17 protein-coding genes are annotated in these 17,995 nt (G+C 69.3%); 15 read left to right on the plus strand and 2 right to left on the minus strand.

The genetic code is table 11. The annotated features are described in order from the left end of the window. Window positions 1-19: 19 nt before the first annotated feature. Entirely contained in the window at window positions 20-1,588 is a 1,569-nt protein-coding gene (locus ABLG96_RS07590) for an OFA family MFS transporter (RefSeq protein ID WP_353650759.1), read from the minus strand. 211 nt (window positions 1,589-1,799) lie between these two features. Here ABLG96_RS07590 and ABLG96_RS07595 point away from each other — a divergent pair, with 211 nt between their 5' ends. The 15 genes from ABLG96_RS07595 to ABLG96_RS07665 all read left to right on the plus strand — a co-directional run bounded on the left by ABLG96_RS07595 (window position 1,800) and on the right by ABLG96_RS07665 (window position 16,628). Then, the gene (locus ABLG96_RS07595; RefSeq protein ID WP_353650760.1) at window positions 1,800-2,156 is read left to right on the plus strand and encodes an HIT domain-containing protein; all 357 of its coding nucleotides are present in this window, start codon (window positions 1,800-1,802) and stop codon (window positions 2,154-2,156) included. 387 nt (window positions 2,157-2,543) lie between these two features. Then, a complete protein-coding gene (locus tag ABLG96_RS07600; RefSeq protein WP_353651423.1) occupies window positions 2,544-3,548 on the plus strand; it encodes a PhoH family protein in 1,005 nt (334 codons plus the stop codon). Beyond that, on the plus strand, window positions 3,545-4,030 hold the full coding sequence (gene ybeY / locus ABLG96_RS07605) for an rRNA maturation RNase YbeY (protein WP_353650761.1): 486 nt from the start codon (window positions 3,545-3,547) through the stop codon (window positions 4,028-4,030). Before ABLG96_RS07600 ends, ybeY begins: the two co-directional genes overlap by 4 nt. Window positions 4,031-4,039: 9 nt before the next feature. Beyond that, a complete protein-coding gene (locus ABLG96_RS07610) occupies window positions 4,040-5,635 on the plus strand; it encodes a hemolysin family protein (RefSeq protein WP_353650762.1) in 1,596 nt (531 codons plus the stop codon). Further along, window positions 5,632-6,564 carry a GTPase Era gene (gene era, locus ABLG96_RS07615; RefSeq protein ID WP_353650763.1) on the plus strand — a complete coding sequence of 311 codons (933 nt, stop codon included), beginning with the start codon at window positions 5,632-5,634 and terminating at the stop codon, window positions 6,562-6,564. The genes ABLG96_RS07610 and era overlap by 4 nt, the downstream gene beginning before the upstream one ends. Before the next feature lie 95 nt (window positions 6,565-6,659). Beyond that, entirely contained in the window at window positions 6,660-7,721 is a 1,062-nt protein-coding gene (locus tag ABLG96_RS07620; protein WP_353650764.1) for an SIS domain-containing protein, read from the plus strand. A gap of 67 nt (window positions 7,722-7,788) precedes the next feature. Then, window positions 7,789-9,279 carry a M20/M25/M40 family metallo-hydrolase gene (locus ABLG96_RS07625; RefSeq protein ID WP_353650765.1) on the plus strand — a complete coding sequence of 497 codons (1,491 nt, stop codon included), beginning with the start codon at window positions 7,789-7,791 and terminating at the stop codon, window positions 9,277-9,279. Window positions 9,280-9,304: 25 nt separating this feature from the next. Then, window positions 9,305-10,639 (plus strand): pitrilysin family protein, encoded by a 1,335-nt coding sequence (locus tag ABLG96_RS07630; protein WP_353650766.1) that lies wholly within the window; start codon window positions 9,305-9,307, stop codon window positions 10,637-10,639. Next, window positions 10,636-12,048 (plus strand): pitrilysin family protein, encoded by a 1,413-nt coding sequence (locus ABLG96_RS07635; RefSeq protein ID WP_353650767.1) that lies wholly within the window; start codon window positions 10,636-10,638, stop codon window positions 12,046-12,048. Before ABLG96_RS07630 ends, ABLG96_RS07635 begins: the two co-directional genes overlap by 4 nt. A 77-nt stretch (window positions 12,049-12,125) precedes the next feature. Next, entirely contained in the window at window positions 12,126-13,001 is an 876-nt protein-coding gene (nudC, locus tag ABLG96_RS07640) for an NAD(+) diphosphatase (RefSeq protein WP_353650768.1), read from the plus strand. Between the two features lie 96 nt (window positions 13,002-13,097). Then, on the plus strand, window positions 13,098-15,128 hold the full coding sequence (locus ABLG96_RS07645) for an ATP-dependent DNA helicase UvrD2 (protein ID WP_353650769.1): 2,031 nt from the start codon (window positions 13,098-13,100) through the stop codon (window positions 15,126-15,128). Between the two features lie 275 nt (window positions 15,129-15,403). Continuing rightward, complete coding sequence (locus tag ABLG96_RS07650; protein ID WP_353650770.1) at window positions 15,404-15,601, plus strand: hypothetical protein; 198 nt, start codon at window positions 15,404-15,406, stop codon at window positions 15,599-15,601. Between the two features lie 91 nt (window positions 15,602-15,692). Next, complete coding sequence (locus ABLG96_RS07655; RefSeq protein ID WP_353650771.1) at window positions 15,693-16,034, plus strand: WhiB family transcriptional regulator; 342 nt, start codon at window positions 15,693-15,695, stop codon at window positions 16,032-16,034. Between the two features lie 152 nt (window positions 16,035-16,186). Beyond that, window positions 16,187-16,321, plus strand: a complete 135-nt coding sequence (locus ABLG96_RS07660; RefSeq protein WP_353650772.1) for a hypothetical protein — start codon at window positions 16,187-16,189, stop codon at window positions 16,319-16,321. Window positions 16,322-16,436: 115 nt separating this feature from the next. Beyond that, a complete protein-coding gene (locus tag ABLG96_RS07665) occupies window positions 16,437-16,628 on the plus strand; it encodes a hypothetical protein (protein WP_353650773.1) in 192 nt (63 codons plus the stop codon). 40 nt (window positions 16,629-16,668) lie between these two features. On the opposite strand, the gene ABLG96_RS07670 is transcribed toward ABLG96_RS07665, so the two are convergent. Beyond that, window positions 16,669-17,976, minus strand: a complete 1,308-nt coding sequence (locus ABLG96_RS07670) for an AarF/ABC1/UbiB kinase family protein (protein ID WP_353650774.1) — start codon at window positions 17,974-17,976, stop codon at window positions 16,669-16,671. Window positions 17,977-17,995 lie beyond the last annotated feature (19 nt).

Here is a 17,995-nt window from a genome sequence, read left to right on the forward strand (position 1 = left end):
CCGGGTGCATCGCGTCCGCTCAGCCGAACAGCTTGGCAGCCGTGATCGCCGTCTGGACTACCCCGTAGACGAGCATCGCGATCACCAGGCCCCAAGAGAAGATCACCCGCGCCGAGGAGGCCGAGCCGCCGGACGGCGTGTCCGTCGCGGCAACGGAATCGGAACCAGCCGCAGGCGCACGCTTCGGCTGCCTGTCGGCGTTCTTCGGGGCGGCCGCGGTCGCCTCGTGGAATCTAGCTGCCACGGGGCGGATCAGCAGGTTGGCGACGAAGCCGACCGCAAGAATCCCGATCATCGTGAACAGCGCGGGGCGGTAGGCCGCCGCCGTCAGCGTTCCCGGCTTGCCCTGCGCGTCCAGGAAGCTGTTGATGATCAGCGGACCGGCCACCCCCGCCAGGGACCACGCGGTGAGCAGCCGACCGTGGATGGCGCCGACCTGGAAGACGCCGAAGAGGTCGCGCAGGTACGCCGGAGCAGTCGCGAAGCCGCCACCGTAGAACGACAGGATGAGAGCCGCGATCAGCACGAACAGGGCCGTCGCCGTGTTGCCGGCCAGCGCGAGCAGCACATAGAGCACGATGCCGCCACCCAGGTACAGCAGGTAGATCGGCTTGCGGCCGATCCGGTCGGACGCGCTGGACCAGAGGAACCGACCGGCCATGTTGAACAGCGACAGGACTCCCACGAAGCCACCGGCGGCGGCCGCCGCCACGCTGGAGGTGCTGCCGATCCCGGAGCGGAAGAAGTCCTGGATCATCGGGCTCGCCTGCTCCAGGATGCCGATCCCGGCGGTCACGTTGCAGAACAGCACCACCCACAACAGCCAGAACTGCGGGGTGCGAATGGCGTTCGCCGCCGACACGTTGTCCGTCGTCACGAGCGCCTTGGTCTTCACCGTCGCCGGGTCGAACCCTGCCGGCTTCCAGTCGTCCGCCGGGACCCGGATGTTCCAGACACCGACCATCATGATGAGGAAGTAGATGATGCCGAGGGTGATGAACAGGCTGGTCAGGGCGCCGCCATCGGCAGTCGAGGTCGAGTCGGCCGAGTGGTAGCTCGAGTCGAAGAACGACAGCAGTTGCCGTTGCGCTGGGCTGGCGAACAGTGCGCCGCCACCGAAGCCCATGATGGCCATGCCGGTGGCAAGGCCCGGCCGGTCCGGGAACCACTTGATCAGCGTCGAGACCGGTGAGATGTAGCCGATGCCCAGACCGATGCCGCCGATCACCCCGTAACCCAGGTACACCAGCCACAGTTGGGTGGTGGCAATGCCGAGGGCTGCCACTCCGAATCCGACCGCCCAGAAGCAGGCGCTGGCGAACATCGCCTTGCGCGGCCCGCTGCGCTCCACCCAGGTGCCGCCGATTGCGGCAGAGAGCCCGAGCATGACGATCGCGATGGAGAAGATGATGCCGATGGCGGTCTGGGTGGTACCGAAGTCCTTGATCAGCGAGGTCTTGTAGACGCTGGTGGCGTAGACCTGCCCGATACAGAGATGGACGGCCAGCGCCGCGGGGGGGATCAGCCACCGGTTGTATCCCGGCGGAGCGATGGTGTTGTTGCGATCGAGCACTGCCCATGACGCCATCGGGATCTCCTGGTGCTGTCGGCGACGAATTCTCCGCGACGGTCGTCCGCAACGGTTCTCGGCAACGGTTCTCCGCAACGGTTCTCCGCAAGGACGGGGAACGAATCGCGCAAGCTTGGCACACTGCAGAGCCGGGTGAGGAAGACCTGTTCCGAGATGGCGGGTTTGTCCGGACCGCGCGCCGGCAGCGGTCCCCATAGACTCGGCTGTCATGAGTGATGCCACCACCTCGTGCCTGTTCTGCCGGATCGTCGCAGGGGAGGTCCCGGCCGACGTCGTCCGGCGCGATGATCGGACCGTGGCGTTCCGCGACGTCACCCCGAAGGCACCGACGCACATCCTGGTGGTCCCGATCGAGCACACCGAGAACGCCGCGGCGACGGCCGCCGCCGACCCCACGCTGGTCGGTGCGCTGGTCCTCGCTGCCGCCGAGGTCGCTGCGGGTGAGGGCATCGCCGACTCGGGATACCGGCTGGTCCTGAACACCGGAGCGGATGCCGGCCAGACGGTGTTCCACACCCATCTGCATCTGCTCGGGGGCGAGCCGCAGGGCTGGCCGATCGGCTGAGCGGTCCCGAGGTCGATCGGCGCGATCGGCTCGTAGATCCTGCCCGACGATTGCGGGCGGATCGCACTTGGGCGCCGTCGGTAGACTGGAGGTTCGCGGCCCACGATCTCCCGGACGAGCAGGACTCGTCGGTCCAGGCCGCAGCGATGCCCTGACAGATGGGCGGAGAGCAGGCGTGAAGTCCCGGTGCCGGACACCCCATCGACGGCGGCAGGTCGCGGTCAGGGCCGCGAGCGGTCGCGTCAGCAGTCAGATCCGGCACCGACCCGGCAGCGCCGTGGGTCCGGCGGTCAGGACCCGTTCGTGCAGGCAGTGACCCAGGGCGTCGCCGCTCAGCCCGGCGATCCGATCGCCCGCAGCTCGGTGGTGGTGCCGGACGGTACCTCGATGGTCGGCCTGCTCGGGGTCGGTGACCACGTCCTGCGCACCCTCGAGGACCGACTGACCGCGGACGTGCACGTCCGCGGCAACCGGTTCACCCTCACCGGCAGCCAGAGCGACGTCACCTTCGCCGAACAGGTGGTGCGCGAGCTGATGACCCTGCAGGCTTCCGGTTCCCAGGTCTCCGACGACGCGGTCGACAGCACGATCGCGATGCTCGGCGCACCGGCGCTCGACCGCAAGGAGGGTGAGAGCCCGAGCGAGGTGCTCGGCTTCAACATCGTCTCCCGACGCGGCCGGGTGATCCGCCCGAAGACGTTGAACCAGAAGCGATATGTCGACGCGATCGACGAGCACACCGTGGTCTTCGGGATCGGCCCCGCCGGTACCGGCAAGACATATCTGGCGATGGCCAAGGCGGTGCAGGCTCTGCAGGCCAAGCAGGTCAGCCGGATCATCCTCACCCGCCCCGCCGTCGAGGCGGGGGAGCGGCTCGGCTATCTGCCCGGCACGCTCAACGAGAAGATCGACCCCTACCTGCGGCCGCTGTACGACGCGCTGCACGACATGCTCGACCCGGACTCCATCCCGCGGTTGATGGCGGCCGGAACGATCGAGGTCGCGCCGCTGGCGTACATGCGCGGGCGGACGCTCAACGAGGCCTTCATCATCCTCGACGAGGCGCAGAACACCACGCCCGAGCAGATGAAGATGTTCCTCACCCGCCTCGGGTTCGGGTCCAAGATGGTCGTCACCGGGGACGTCACCCAGATCGACCTGCCCGGCGGGCAGCTGTCCGGTCTGCGGGTGGTCCGCAACATCCTCGCCGACCTCGACGACGTCGCCTTTCCTCTCCTGACCAGCGCCGACGTGGTCCGTCACCGACTGGTCGGCGCGATCGTGGAAGCCTACGAGCGGTGGGGGGACGAACACGACGACCCGGCCGCCGACCACCAGGACCGCGGACGGTTCGCCGGTGGCCGCACCCGCAGCGATCGCGGTGGCGGATGAGCATCGAGGTGGCCAACGAATCCGGAATCGGTGTCGACGAGCTGGCGCTGATCTCGGTGGCCCGCTTCGCCCTGGACCGGATGGACATCCACCCGCAAGCCGAACTGAGCTTGCTGCTGGTCGACGTCGAGGCGATGACGGAGCTGCACATCCAGTGGATGGACGAGCCGGGTCCGACCGACGTCATGAGCTTCCCGATGGACGAGCTCGACACCGCCAGGACCCCCGATCCCGAGGCGCCCGGCCCGGCCCTGCTCGGGGATGTCGTGCTGTGCCCCGCGGTGGCTGCCGAGCAGGCGGAGCAAGCCGGCCACGCGCTGGACGACGAGCTGCACCTGCTGACCGTGCACGGCGTGCTGCACCTGCTGGGATACGACCACGTCGAACCGGACGAGGAACGCGAGATGTTCCGGCTGCAGAACGAACTGCTGGACGCCTGGCGCGAGTTGGCTCCGTCCGCCCGAACCGTCTCCGAGGGGTAACTGCGCCCCGTGGACGCACTCGACATCGTCTTGCTGGTCATCGCCGGTCTGCTCGTCCCGTTCGCCGGCCTGATGGCCGCGGCGGACGCGGCCATCATCATGGTCTCACCGGCGCGGGTCGAGGAAGCCATGCGGGAAGGCCGGCGCGGCGCGGCGTCACTGCGCCGGATCGTCGCCGACAAACCCCGCTACACCAACCTGTTGCTGCTGCTCCGGGTCGGCAGCGAGTGCGCCGCGACCGTCCTGGTGGCCGCAGTCGCCCTGTCCACCTGGGGATTCCGGTTCTGGGTGCTGCTGATGGTGGTCGGGGTGATGATCGTCGTCACCTACGTGGTGATCGGCGTGCTGCCCAGGACGATCGGCCGGCAGCACCCGTCCGGCGTCGGCTTCTTCATGGCCGGAACCGTGGCGGGACTGGGACGTTTCCTGTCGCCGATCGCCTCGTTGCTGATCCTGATCGGCAACGCCATCACCCCCGGCCGAGGCTTCCGCGAGGGCCCGTTCTCCTCCGAGATCGAGCTCCGGGAACTCGTCGACATGGCCCAGGTGCACGGCGTGGTGGAGGAATCCGAGCGGGAGATGCTGCACTCCGTGTTCCAGCTAGGTGACACGATCGCCCGCGAAGTGATGGTGCCGCGGACCGAGGTGGTCTGGATCGAGCGCCAGAAGTCCATGCGGCAGGCACTGCAGCTCGCGTCCAGGTCGGGCCTGTCACGGATCCCGGTCGTCGGTGACGACGTGGACGACATCACCGGCGTCATCTACATCAAGGACCTGGTCGCCAGGACGCTCGTCGTCGAACCGGGCAGCGCCGGCCCCGAGGTGGGTGAGCTGGTCCGAGCTCCCTTCTTCGTCCCCGATTCGAAGCCGATCCCCGATCTGCTCGCCGAGATGCAGCGCACCCGGACACACTTCGCGGTGGTCGTCGACGAGTACGGCGGCACCGCGGGCATCGTGACCATCGAGGACATCCTCGAGGAGATCGTCGGGGAGATCACCGACGAGTACGACGTCGAGTCACCGGAATTGATCGAAGTGCTGGGCGACGGGCGGTTCCGGGTCTCGACACGCGTGCTGGTGGAGGATCTCGGAGAGTTGTTCGACGTGTCGCTGCCCGCGGAGGACGTCGAGACGGTGGGTGGCCTGTTCGCCCAGCTGCTCGGTCGCGTTCCGTTGCCGATGTCGGAGGCGGAGATCAACGGTCTGCACCTGCTCGGAGAACCCGGTGTCGATCGGCGCGGCCGACCCAGGGTGATGACGTTGATCATCAGCCGCATCCAGGATCCCGCCATGCGCAGCGACCGGGACGACGGGCATCCGTCAGCCACCGCGGTGCCGCTCGACGACAGCGCCGACGACGGCGGGTCCAGCCGGGACGACGGCGGCAGCACCGGCGCGGAGAAGTCCGCGAAGGCGGACAAGCCCGAGCGGCCCAAGGGTAAGAACAAGCCCAAGAACAAGACCAAGAACGGCAAGGCGCCCAAGGCCGAACTGATCGCCGAGAGCGACACCGACTCCGATGGTGCGAATTCGACCGCGGTCGAGCCGCAGCACACCGAGCCGCCACAGGCCGAGCAGCACCCGACGCGGAGAGCAGAGCGATGAGCACCGACGACACCACCCGATCCACACCGGGGCCGCACCGGTCGGGCTTCGCCTGCTTCGTCGGGCGCCCCAATGCCGGCAAGTCCACCCTGATGAATGCCATGGTGGGCACCAAGATCGCCATCACCTCGGACAAGCCGCAGACCACTCGTCGCGCCATCCGCGGCATCGTCACCCAGGAGTCCGGTCAGCTGGTGGTGGTCGACACCCCCGGGCTGCACAAGCCCAGGACGCTGCTTGGCGAGCGGCTGGGCGACATCGTCCGCTCGACGTTCAGCGACGTGGACGTGATCGGTCTGTGCATCCCGGCGGACGAGCGGATCGGGCCGGGCGATCGGCACATCGTGTCCGAGCTGGCGGACCTGGCACCTCGTACCCCTGTCGTCGGGATCGTCACCAAGACCGACAAGGTCAGCCCCGACCAGGTGGCAGCCCAGTTGTTGGCGTTGTCGCAGGTACGGGACTTCGCCGACCTCATCCCGGTGTCCGCCACGTCGGGATTCCAGGTCGACCAGCTGACCGACGTGCTGCTCGCACACCTGCCCACCGGTCCGCGGCTCTACGTGGACGGCGAGGTGACGGACGAGCCGATCGAGATCAGGGTTGCCGAGCTGGTGCGGGAGGCCGCGTTGGAGGGTGTGCGTGACGAGCTGCCGCACTCGATCGCCGCCGCCGTCGACGAGATCATCCCGCGGGAGGGGCGTGACGACCTCGTTGACATCTACGTCACGTTGTTCGTCGAGCGGGACTCGCAGAAGCCGATCATCCTGGGTCCCAAGGGATCTCGGCTGGCAGGAATCGGCCGGCGGGCCAGAGTGGGGATCGAACCGCTGATCGGCTGCCAGGTCTATCTCGCGGTGCACGTGACCGTCGCCAAGGACTGGCAGCGGGACCCCAAGCAGCTGCGCAAGCTGGGATTCGACCGCTGACAGTGTGTGCTTGATCCTGCACGGTTGCGCGCAGTAACGCGCATATGCTTGCATTGACCCGGCAGGGTTCGAGCAGGTACGCAGACGGGAGCACGATGGCCGGCACACAGGTCGTGGCAGAGATGGCGGAGCAGCCGGCGGTGCTGGCGGCGATCATCGCCAGGCGTGCGGCGATCCACGCCGAGGTGCGCGCCGCGCTCCCGCAGACCCTGCGAGGCGTAGCGCTGATCGCCCGTGGTTCCAGCGACAACGTCGCCGTCCACGCGCGCTATCTGTTGGAACTCGCCACCGGTCTCCCGGTCAGCCTCGTCGCCCCGTCGCTGGTCACCCGCTACGGCTTCGTCACCGACATGCGTGACCATCTGGTGGTCGCACTCTCCCAGAGCGGGCGGACCCCGGAGATCGTCGACGTGGCAGGGCGTTTCGCCGACGGCGGGGCCTGTGTCGTTGCCGTCACCAACGAGGCCGATTCGCCGCTGGCGGACGTGGCCGCGGTGACGTTGTCGGTCGGCACCTCACGGGAGCTGGCCGTCCCTGCGACCAAGACAGTCACCGGTCAACTCGCCCTGGTGACGCTGCTGGCAGAAGCGGCCGGCGCCGACGGCGCCCTCGACGCCTTCACCGGTGGTCCGGCGGCCTGGGGGCAGCTGGTGGATGCGGTCGCGCAGACACTGGCCGACACCGACCCGCTCGATGCTGCGGTCGCGCTGCTCGCCTCGAAAGGATCGGGCATCCACCTCGCGCGCGGACTCACCTACGCGGCGGCACTCGAGGGGGCGCTGAAGGCGAAGGAGACCACCCGCGGCATCCACGAGGGTTTCTCCAGCGCCGACTTCCTGCACGGCCCGCTCACCGTGGCGTCGCCCGAGGTCGTGGTGGTCGCCTACGGTGCCACCGGTCCGGTGCTGGTGGACGTCGCCGAGACCGCCCGCGCCGCAGTTGCTCTCGGGTCGCCGGTGATCGGAGTGGGGCATCCCGATGTCGCTGCCGGCATCGACGGCGCCATCGGCGTCCCGACCCCGCAGGGTCTGGGTGAGGCCCTCGCCGTGATCCCGCTGGTGGTCAGGGGACAGCAGCTGGCCATCAGGACGACGCTCGCGCTGGGTTCCGACCCGGACGCACCGCAGGGCCTCAACAAGGTGACCGCGACGCACTGAGGGCGGCAGTGGACGCGCGCCGTGCCCCGGTCCGGAGGGCCCGCCGCCAGCGCATAGAGTCGGTTGCATGACGGACGTGACGACCCAGGCCCAGCCCGCCGAGAGCACCGGACGCGCCGCCGGCCTTGAACGCGCCGAGGTCGCTCTCCGCTTCGACAGTTGGGTGCGGACGTTGGTCGAATGGGCCCGCATCCCGTCGGTGAGTGCCGATCCGGCCCACCACGGCGATGTCGCAGCCAGCGCGGAGTTCTTTGCAGACGCCCTGCGCAGCATCGGGTTTCCCGAGGTCGAGGTGCTCGGTCAGGGACCGTACCTGCCCGCAGTGCTCGCCCGGTGGCCGTCCGGCGACCCGGACGCAGTGCGGGTGGTCGTCTACGGCCACCACGACGTCCAGCCGGCCGACGGCGAGGACCGTTGGACGCACCCGCCGTTCGACCCGGTGGTGGTCGACGGGGTCCTGCACGGCAGGGGTGTCAGCGACGACAAGGGCAACATCGCCCTGCACCTGATCGGACTGCAGGCGCATCTGGCAGCCACCGGGCGCACCGCGCCGGCCGTCGATCTCACCCTCCTGGTGGAGGGCGAGGAGGAGTCAGGCAGCCCGCACATCGACGAGTTGCTCGCGCTGCTCGCCCCGCGGCTCGACGCCGATGTGATCGTCGTCAGCGACACCGGGATCTTCGCCGCGGACACCCCTTCGTTGTGCATCGGCATGCGCGGACTGGTCTCCGGTGAGCTGCACGTCAGTGGCCCGACCGTCGACCTGCACTCCGGTTCCTTCGGCGGCGCCGTTCCCAACCCGCTCGCCGAGCTCGCCCGGCTCGTCGCCGCCTTGCACGACGAGCACGGCCACGTCACCGTTCCCGGTTTCTACGACGGCGTCGACGAACCGACAGCCCAGGAGCGAGCGGCAACCGCCGCGCTCAGCTTCGACGAGGCCGGTTGGCTGGCCGGTCCCGCGGCCTCCCGGGAAACCTGGGGTGAAGCCGGGTACAGCACATTGGAGCGGATCGGTGCGCGGCCGACCGCGGAGGTCAACGGCATCATCGGCGGCTACACCGGTCCCGGAGGCAAGACGATCATCCCGACCGACGGGCACGCCAAGCTGAGCTTCCGGCTGGTCGGACGGCAGGACCCGGCCGCCGTCCAGCGGCGGGTCTCGGAGTTCTTCACCGAGCTGGCCAGAAATGGCGTGCAGGTCGAGATGCGGTGGGAAGGTGGAGGAGTCGCGCCGCTCACCACGCAGTTGGACCACCCGGCCACCAGGGCGGCGCAGCGCGCGCTCGGCGCCGCGTTCGACACCGATCGGGTCCTGTTGACGCGTGAGGGCGGGTCCGGCCCGGAGGCCGATCTGGTCGCGGCGTTGCGAGCTCCGATGGTCTTCCTCGGGGTGATGACATCCGAGGACCAGATCCACGCGCCGAACGAGCGGGCTCCGCTCGTCCTGCTCCAGCGCGGCGCCGAAGCCGTCGCGCACCTGTGGTCGGAGCTGGCAGCACTCGGACGGGGCGGCCTGAGCAGCGACGCAGACCGCAAGGCGGTGGCGAACGGTGGCTGACCGCAGACGGACGGCGAAGCTGCCGATGCCCGATTTCGCAGTGCAGCGGTTCACCCTCGACAATGGTCTGCGGGTGGTGGTCGCGCCCCAGTCCGGTAGCGGTGTGGTCGGCGTCAGCGTGCACTACGACGTGGGATTCCGCTCCGAACCCCAGGGCCGCACGGGGTTCGCGCACCTGTTCGAGCACCTGATGTTCCAGGGCAGCGAGTCGCTGCCGAAGCTCGAGCACTTCCGGGTCGTGCAGTCCTCCGGCGGGGTGTTCAACGGCTCGACCCACCTCGACTACACCGACTACTTCGAGGTGCTCCCTTCAGCCGGCCTGGAACGCGGGCTGTTCCTGGAGGCCGACCGGATGCGGGCACCGACCATCACGGCGGAGAACCTGGCCAACCAGGTCGACGTGGTGAGCGAGGAGATCCGGCTCAACGTGCTCAACCAGCCATACGGCGGGTTCCCGTGGATCTGGCTTCCCCCGGTGCTGTACGAGACGTTCCCCAACGCGCACAACGGTTATGGCGACTTCGTCGATCTGCAGGCGGCCACCGTCGAAGACTGTGTCGACTTCTTCTGGACGTACTACGCACCCGCCAACGCGGTGCTGACGATCTGCGGCGACGTCGATGCCGGGATGGCCAGCGATCTGGCCTCCTCGCACTTCGGCGACATCCCGTTCCGGCCAGCGCCCCAGCGACCCTCGTTCGACGAACCGGCACCCACGACCCAGCGGCGTGCCGTGCAGACCGATCCGCTGGCACCCTCGCCGGCGCTCGCCGTCGGCTGGCGGATGCCGGATCCGGTGGCCGACCTGTCCGGATACCTGGCCTACGTCCTGCTCGGCAGCATCCTGTCGGACGGCGAGGCCTCCCGACTGCAGTCGGCCGTCGTCACCCCTGGGATCGCCACCGAGATGTGGGCGTCCCCCGGACTGGTCGGCGGCGCGCTCGATGCCCGTCATCCCGATGCTTTCGTGCTCGGCGCGTTGCACACCTCCGGCCGCACGGCTGACGACGTGATCGAGGCCGCGCTCGAGCAGATCCGCGCCGTCGCCGACGACGGCGTCGAGCCGGAGGAGTTGCGCCGGGCCGTGATCCGCTTCAGCGCAGACCTGTTCCGGGAGAACGACGCGATCGCCGGCCGGACCAGGACGATCGGCTCCCTGGAGCTGCTGCACGGCAGGGCCGAGCTGATCAACGAGATCCCGGCCAGGATCGCCGCACTGAGCGCCGAGGACATCGCCGCTGCCGCCGCGCGGCTGGGCATCGACAACAGTGCGGTGCTGGAAGTGGTCCCGGCCGAAACGGCCGACCAGGACAGCGGACCCGCCCAGAGCAGCCAGGAACCGGCCGGGGGACAGCGATGAGCGGGTCGAAGAAGTCGGCGCGGGCCCAGCGGTCTGCGCCGACCAGGACCGCGGAACAGTTGGCCCGCACCGACATCGGACCGCGGCCACTCCCGCCGCTGATGAAACAGGGCAAGACGCGTCAACTCGCCCAGACCGAGGTCACGACTCCGGCCGGGCTGCGGGTGATCGCGATCCGCAAGCCGGGAGCCCCGATCATCGAGGTGCGGCTCCGGATCCCGTTCGCCGCCCGGTCGGGGCACCAGGCCGCCGCGCACGCCGCGCGCGCCGAGGTGTTGGCGGAGACCATCCTGCTCGGCACCGCGGACATCGACCGCAGGCGGATCGACACCACGCTGGGTGCCGTCGGCGGGGGTCTGCATGCCGCGGTCGATCCCCAGCGGCTGTCGTTGGCCGGCTCCGTGCTGGCCACCGGGCTCGGGGTCCTGGCACGGATCCTTGCCCTCAGCCTCACGGGGGCGGCGTACCGGGCCGGCGACGTGGCCGGTGAACGCGAACGGCTGGTCGAGCACCTGCTGATCAGCACCACCCAGCCCGGGGTGATCGCCCGGCAGGCGTTGCTGCGCAAGCGGTTCGGCGATCATCCCGCGGTGCATGAGATGCCGTCGGGACCGGATGTCGCGGCGGTGGGAGCTGCCGCGGTCCGCGGCCTGCACCGGCGCGCCGTCGTGCCGCAGGGGTCCACCCTCGTGCTGGTCGGGGACCTGTCGGTCAAGTCGGCGGCGGAGTCGGTGGCGCAGGCACTGTCGATCTGGACGGGAGAGCACCCGGCGCGGACGATGGCAACGCCGCCGGCAGGCCTCGGTGGCGCGCTCCAGGCGGTCCATCGCCCCGGTGCTGTCCAGTCGCAGGTCCGATTGTCGGGCCCGGCGCCGCTGCGCAGCGACCCGGAGTATCCGGCCTTCCAGTTGGCGAACTTGATCTTCGCCGGCTACTTCTCCTCGCGTCTCGTGGAGAACATCCGTGAGGACAAGGGCTACACCTACAGCGCCGGCTCATCGGCCGAGTTCTGGCCGGGCAGGTCGCTGGTGTCGGTGGCATTCGACACCAACACCGAGACGACCGCGCCCGCGCTGCTGGAGACCCGGTACGAGCTCGCGAAGCTGGCGCTGCTCGCCCCCAGCGAGACGGAGGTCGAATCAGCCCGCAACTACGCGCTCGGCACGCTGGCGCTGTCGCTCTCGACCCAGGCGGGATATGCCTCGACGCTGTCCCGGCTGCTCGGCGCCGGATCGGACGCCGATTGGCTCAGGGAGCACCCGGCCCGACTGGCCGCCGTCACCCGGGACGAGGTCGCCGACGCCGCTGCGCGGTGGTTCGGACCGACCGCCTTCACCGGAGTTGTCGTGGGCGACCTCGACCGGATCGGCGACCAACTGCAGCGCCTCGGCGGGGTGAGTGTGCCGTGAGGAGCGAACCGGGCAGTTGGGGGATCGAAGTTCCTGCCCTCTCTCGTGGCAGGGCCTCGCTCAGCACGGAACATGGTTTGAGCGACGAGCGGATCATGGCGTCGTGGTCGTCGGCCAGGGTGCTGCGGGTGTCCGGCGAACAGGTCGCCGTGGCCGCCGACGATCCGGACCGTCCGGCCTGGGAGTCGTCGTCAACGGACACGCCTCCCGCAGGTGCCGTGCTGCTCGGTGCGGTGGACGGGGTCGATCACTTCGCCGTTCCGTCAGCTGATCTCGCCGACGGCAGATCGCTGCGCGAACTGGGCGCCCTGGTGGGCGACGACGACGCCGGCCTGCTGACCACCGCGGTGGCGCTGACTCTCTGGCATGGGCGGGCCGGCTACTGCTCACGGTGCGGCAGGCCGACCGCCCCCGATCCCGGTGGCTGGTCACGGCGGTGCGCCGACGACCACCAGGAGTTCCCGCGGACCGACCCTGCGGTGATCGTGCTGGTGCACGACGGCGCCGACCGGATGGTGCTGGCCAGGCAACCGGTGTGGGCACCCGGCCGCTACTCGGTGCTGGCCGGGTTCGTCGAGGCCGGCGAGTCGATGGAGAACACCGTGCGCCGGGAGATGTTCGAGGAGGTGGGTGCGCGGGTCGACCACATCCGGTACCTCGGCTCGCAGCCCTGGCCATTCCCCCGCTCGCTGATGATCGGATTCGTTGCCCGGGCGGACCCGTCGTTCCCGCTCCGACCGCAGGACGGGGAGATCGAGGACGCCCGCTGGGTCACCCGCGCCGAGGTCCGGGAGATCCTCGCCAGGTCCGGCTGGGGCGCCGGCGCCGAACCTGCAGCGACCCCGAACGGCAGCCGGCCCGACGCCCCGGTCGCCACCGACCGGATCGAGCTGCCCAGCTCGATCTCCATCGCCCGCCGGATGATCGAGGGCTGGGCCGCCGTCGGCGGCTGAGCGGGCGGGGCCCGTGCGACCGACGTCTCCCCGGAGTCGGGTGACGCGCTGTGGACAGAGCCCGTCGGCGTCGTACACCTGTGCGAACATGGGCGGGTGAGGGATCTGCTGGATGGACTTGACGACGAACAACGCACGGCGGTCCTCGCACCCTCCGGGCCGGTCTGTGTGCTGGCCGGTGCCGGCACCGGCAAGACCCGCACCATCACCCACCGGATTGCGCACCTGATCGCCACCGACGCCCATCCGGTGTCGGAGATCATGGCGGTCACCTTCACCACCAGGGCCGCCGGCGAGATGCGGGTCCGGCTGCGGGCACTGGGTGCCCCAGGCGTGCAGGCCCGCACCTTCCACTCCGCCGCCCTCAAACAACTGCGGTACTTCTGGCCGACAGCTGTGGGCGGTCAGCTGTGGCCGTTGCTGGAGAACAAACTGCGGCTGGTGGCGATGGCGTCGCGTCGGGTCGGTTCCGGCACCGATGCCGCCACGCTGCGCGACCTGGCCGGCGAGATCGAGTGGGCCAAGGCGACGCTGGCCGCTCCCAGCACCTACCAGGCGGCGGCGGCGAAGGCTCTGCGCGATCCGTCGGTGGCGCCGGAGACGGTGGCCAAGGTGTTCGAGGTCTACGAATCCGTCAAACGGGACGCCGAGCAGCTCGACTTCGACGACCTGCTGCTGCACACCAGTGCGATCCTCGAGGACAACGAGACGGTGGCGCGGGAGTTCCGCGCGCGGTACCGGTGCTTCGTGGTCGACGAGTACCAGGACGTCACCCCCCTGCAGCAGCGCACTCTGCAGGCCTGGCTCGGCGGACGGAACCAGCTGACGGTCGTCGGCGACGCCAACCAGACGATCTACTCCTTCGCCGGAGCGTCACCGAAACACCTGCTCGAGTTCGACAAGACCTACCCCGAGGCGTCCGTCATCCGGCTGGAGAACGACTACCGCTCGACCCCGCAGGTGGTCACCCTGGCCAACCGGGTGATCGCCGGAGCCGGTGCCGGACATCGGTTCCGGCTGAAGCTGCGGGCCGTGCTACCCGACGGTCCGCAGGCGGTCTTCTCCGAGCACCCGGACGAGCCGACCGAGGCTTCCGAGGTGTCCGCCAAGATCGCCGCCAGGATCGAGGCGGGGATGCCTGCTTCGTCCATCGCGATCCTCTACCGCATCAACGCCCAGTCGGAGGTCTACGAGAAGGCGCTCACCGAGGCGGGGGTTCCGTACGTCGTCAAGGGCGGTCAGCGGTTCTTCGCCCGAGCCGAGGTGCGGCAGGCGATGACGCTCGTCCGGCGGGCCGCCGAGTCGGCACCGGAGACCCACGAGCGAGGCGGTCCGGTGCTGATCGACCAGGTCCGTGAGTTGCTCGGCCCGATCGGCCTCTCCGACGACCCGCCCCCGCCGGGTGCGCTCCGTGACCGCTGGGACTCGCTGCTGGGAGTCGTCAGCATCGCGGAGGAGCTGGCGGACGCGGGCAACGAGCCCGGGCTGCGCGAACTGGCGGCCGAGCTGGAACAACGCTCGGAAGCGCAGCACGCCCCGACCATCGAGGGCGTCACGCTCGCCTCGTTGCATGCGGCGAAGGGCCTGGAGTGGGACGCCGTGCACCTGGTCGGTCTGACCGACGGGACGCTCCCGATCCAATATGCGGAGACTCCCGAGCAGGTCGAGGAGGAGCGGCGCCTGCTCTACGTCGGCGTCACCAGAGCCAGGACGCATCTGCACGTGTCCTGGGCGCTGTCGCGGACGGCGGGCGGCCGCCGGTCGCGCCGGCGGTCGCGGTTCCTGACCGGGATCGCGCCGGACGCACCGGCGCGGGCCGGGACCGGGCGGTGTCGGGTGTGTGCGGGGCCGTTGATCACTCCGGGTGAGATCAAGACCGGACGGTGCCACAACTGCCCGTCGTCGGCGGATCCTCAGTTGGTCGAAGCGCTCAAGACCTGGCGTCGGCAGCGGTCGGCTGACGATTCGGTGCCCGCGTTCGTCGTCTTCAGCGATGCCACGCTGCTCGCGATCGCCGAGCGTCGACCCACGGACGACGCGGCGCTGCTGGCGATCCCGGGAATCGGTCCGACCAAGCTCGACAGCTACGGATGCGAAGTCCTGGCCGTCGTCGGCCGGACCCGCTGAACTCGCAGCCCGACGACGTGCACGGCGCGTCCGGCGCTCCGGGTTTCCAGAAGTGTTGCTGCACAACGAGTTGCGCACCTCTGTTTGCCGCCGTTCCGGTCGCTCGCGGTTTCGCCGACGGTCGCTGAACGGCCGCCGGGAAGAATCTTCCAGAAAGTTCTCTTATTCGGTTGCCCCGTCGATGTAGGGGGTCGTACTGTTTGTCAGGTCCGGCGAGTTGCCGGAATTCTGCCCGGTATCGACCCGAGCAGGATCGAGACGAAAGGAGGCGCCCCGTGGAGATCACCAAGTTCAACTTCGGTGGACACAGCCGCGCCCTCGTCTCGATCGAGGCGAATCGGACGGCGTCCGCCGTGCTGGTGCGTCAGCGGCCGTCTTCGGTGATGGTCACCGGTCCCGTCATGGGATCGGCCGGCGAATACGCCGGTAGCGCTGATGCATGCCTGGGTCGGACCGGGGATCAACTGGTGTAGGTCACCAGCTCCCTCCCCTCCGACCGCGGCCCCCCAAGATGTTGGGTTCCGCGGTCGACGTGTCTCCGCACCGACCCAGAACCCGCAGATCATGCGCGGTTCCGCCCGGTCCCGCGTCATCAGAGACGAATACATCACCATCGGAGGTGAGCCAGCAGTGATCGAAAACCTGTTCCCCGACGAGATCGACCCGATCTTCACCGACAACCTGCCATGCCACGCAGGCGACCCGGATCTGTGGTTCGCGGAGCGACCCGACGATCTGGAGCGTGCCAAGGTTCTCTGCGGCGACTGCCCGGCGAAGGCCCTGTGCCTGTCCGGTGCACTCGATCGCGGTGAGCCCTGGGGAGTGTGGGGCGGCGAGATCCTCGATCGTGGGATCGTCATCGCCCGTAAGCGTCCGCGTGGTCGTCCCCGCAAGGTTGCGGCATGACCCCGCGCCTCGTCATCTGCGGCCCCGGTCCGGTGACCGAGGTCCCGGATCCGAACTGTCGCAAGGGATCCAGCACATCAGCACCATCCGGTGGTTCCGGTCCGACCGGACCCACAGCAACCGACACCCATCCACAGCACAGGAGTATCGACATGCATCTGCTCGTCCAAGAACTGTCCCGTGACCGAATGCGCCAGGCGCAGCGGGACATGGAGGCCATCAGGCTGGCCGGCCGACTGCGCACCGCTCGCAAGCTGCGCGATCGTCGGCGAACCGTCCGCCATTGAAGGGCCGGCTGCACCGGACACCCGGAGCAGCACTGACCTTCCCGCATCATCCGCACAGCCCCGACCGGTGATCCGGTCGGGGCTGTGCGCGTGCAGCGGCGCTACGGTGGCTCGCATGATCGATCCGGAGGTGGGCGGTCCAACGCCCCAGGTTTCGTGCGCGCTCTGCGGAACGCACGCGGACCCGGTGCCGATGACGTGGTCGACCGAGTTCGACGCCGGCACGGGGACGCTGCACTACTGCGATCGGTGTTCCCGGGACAACCTGCGTGCTGTCGAGGCGAAGCTGCCGCACGACTGGTGGTGACCGTGCCGACCCGCGGGACCCTCGGCCGGCCACCGACCGGTCAGGCGAAGCCCGGCTGCCAGTGCTCCACGATGGTCTTGAACGGAGCAGTCGCGTCCAGCTGACAGAGGACCCCGATCGACCCGAACGTCACCCGGTACACCATGAGGTAGTGCGGGGGCAGGTTGAGGTTCCGGGCCATCTTGGACTCGGCACTCGAGATGTCGGACATCACCGCGAACCGCTCCTGCATCCAGCCGCGGGTGAAGTGGAAGCGTTCGTGCCGCAGCGGCTCGATGAACGGCGCGACGTAGTTCATCAACATCACCGGATCGGGTTGGTAGGCCGCTGGGATGAACCCCTCGAGCCGCAACAACCGCTCGACGTCCTCGGCGCGCTCGTCGATGGCGAGCCGGGAGATCTCCCCGATGATCGGCGGAGAGCCGTCCGGAAGGCGAGCGACCGAGCCGAAGTCGATGACGCCCAGCCGGTCGTCGGCCGTGAGCAGGTAGTTGCCCGGATGTGGGTCGGCGTGCAGCAGACCGACCATCTCGGGGGAGCTGAAGTGCAGTTCGGTCAACAACTCGCCACACAGATCACGCTGCTCGGTGGTGCCGGAGGCGATCACGGCGCTCATCGGCACCCCGTCGATCCACTCGGACACCAACACCTTCGGAGCGCTGGCCACCACCCGCGGGATCCGGAACCGCGGGTCGTCCGCGTAGCCGGCCGCGAAGGCGCGCTGGTTGTCCGCCTCGGCCGGGTAGTCCAGCTCCTCCAAGATGCGCTCGCGCAGTTCGGCGATGAGCGGCTTGATCGCGATCCCCGGAAGGAGCATCCCGAACAGCGGCGCGATCCTGGCGAGCTGGCCGAGATCGGCGCGGAGCGCGGCCTCCGCGCGCGGGTACTGGATCTTGACGGCGACCTCGCGACCGTCCTTCCAGACCGCGCGGTGCACCTGCCCGACGCTGGCCGCTGCGGTGGCGGTGTCGTCGAACTCGGCGAACCGGGAGCGCCAGGTGGTGCCGAGCTGCTCGTCGAGCACCCGGTGGACCTGCGCCGTCGGCATCGGCGGTGCGTCCTTCTGCAGCTTGGTGAGGGCTTCCCGGTACGGCTCGGCGTACTCGTCGGGAATGGCGGCCTCGTAGACCGACAGTGCCTGCCCGAACTTCATCGCGCCGCCCTTGAGCGACCCGAGAACCTCGAACAGCTGCTCAGCGGTCCGGCGCTGCACTCCGGCGCTGACCTCGTCGCGGTCGGCGCCGAACAACTTCTGCCCCCAGCCGAGCGTCATCCTGCCCGCAGCAGAGATCGGCAGACCGGCCAGCTTGGCCGTCCGTCCGAAAGCGCCTTTGGGGATGTCCGACACGAGCTCATTGTGTCAGGTC

This window comes from Nakamurella sp. A5-74 (genome assembly GCF_040438885.1).
Taxonomy (GTDB): Bacteria; Actinomycetota; Actinomycetes; order Mycobacteriales; family Nakamurellaceae; genus Nakamurella.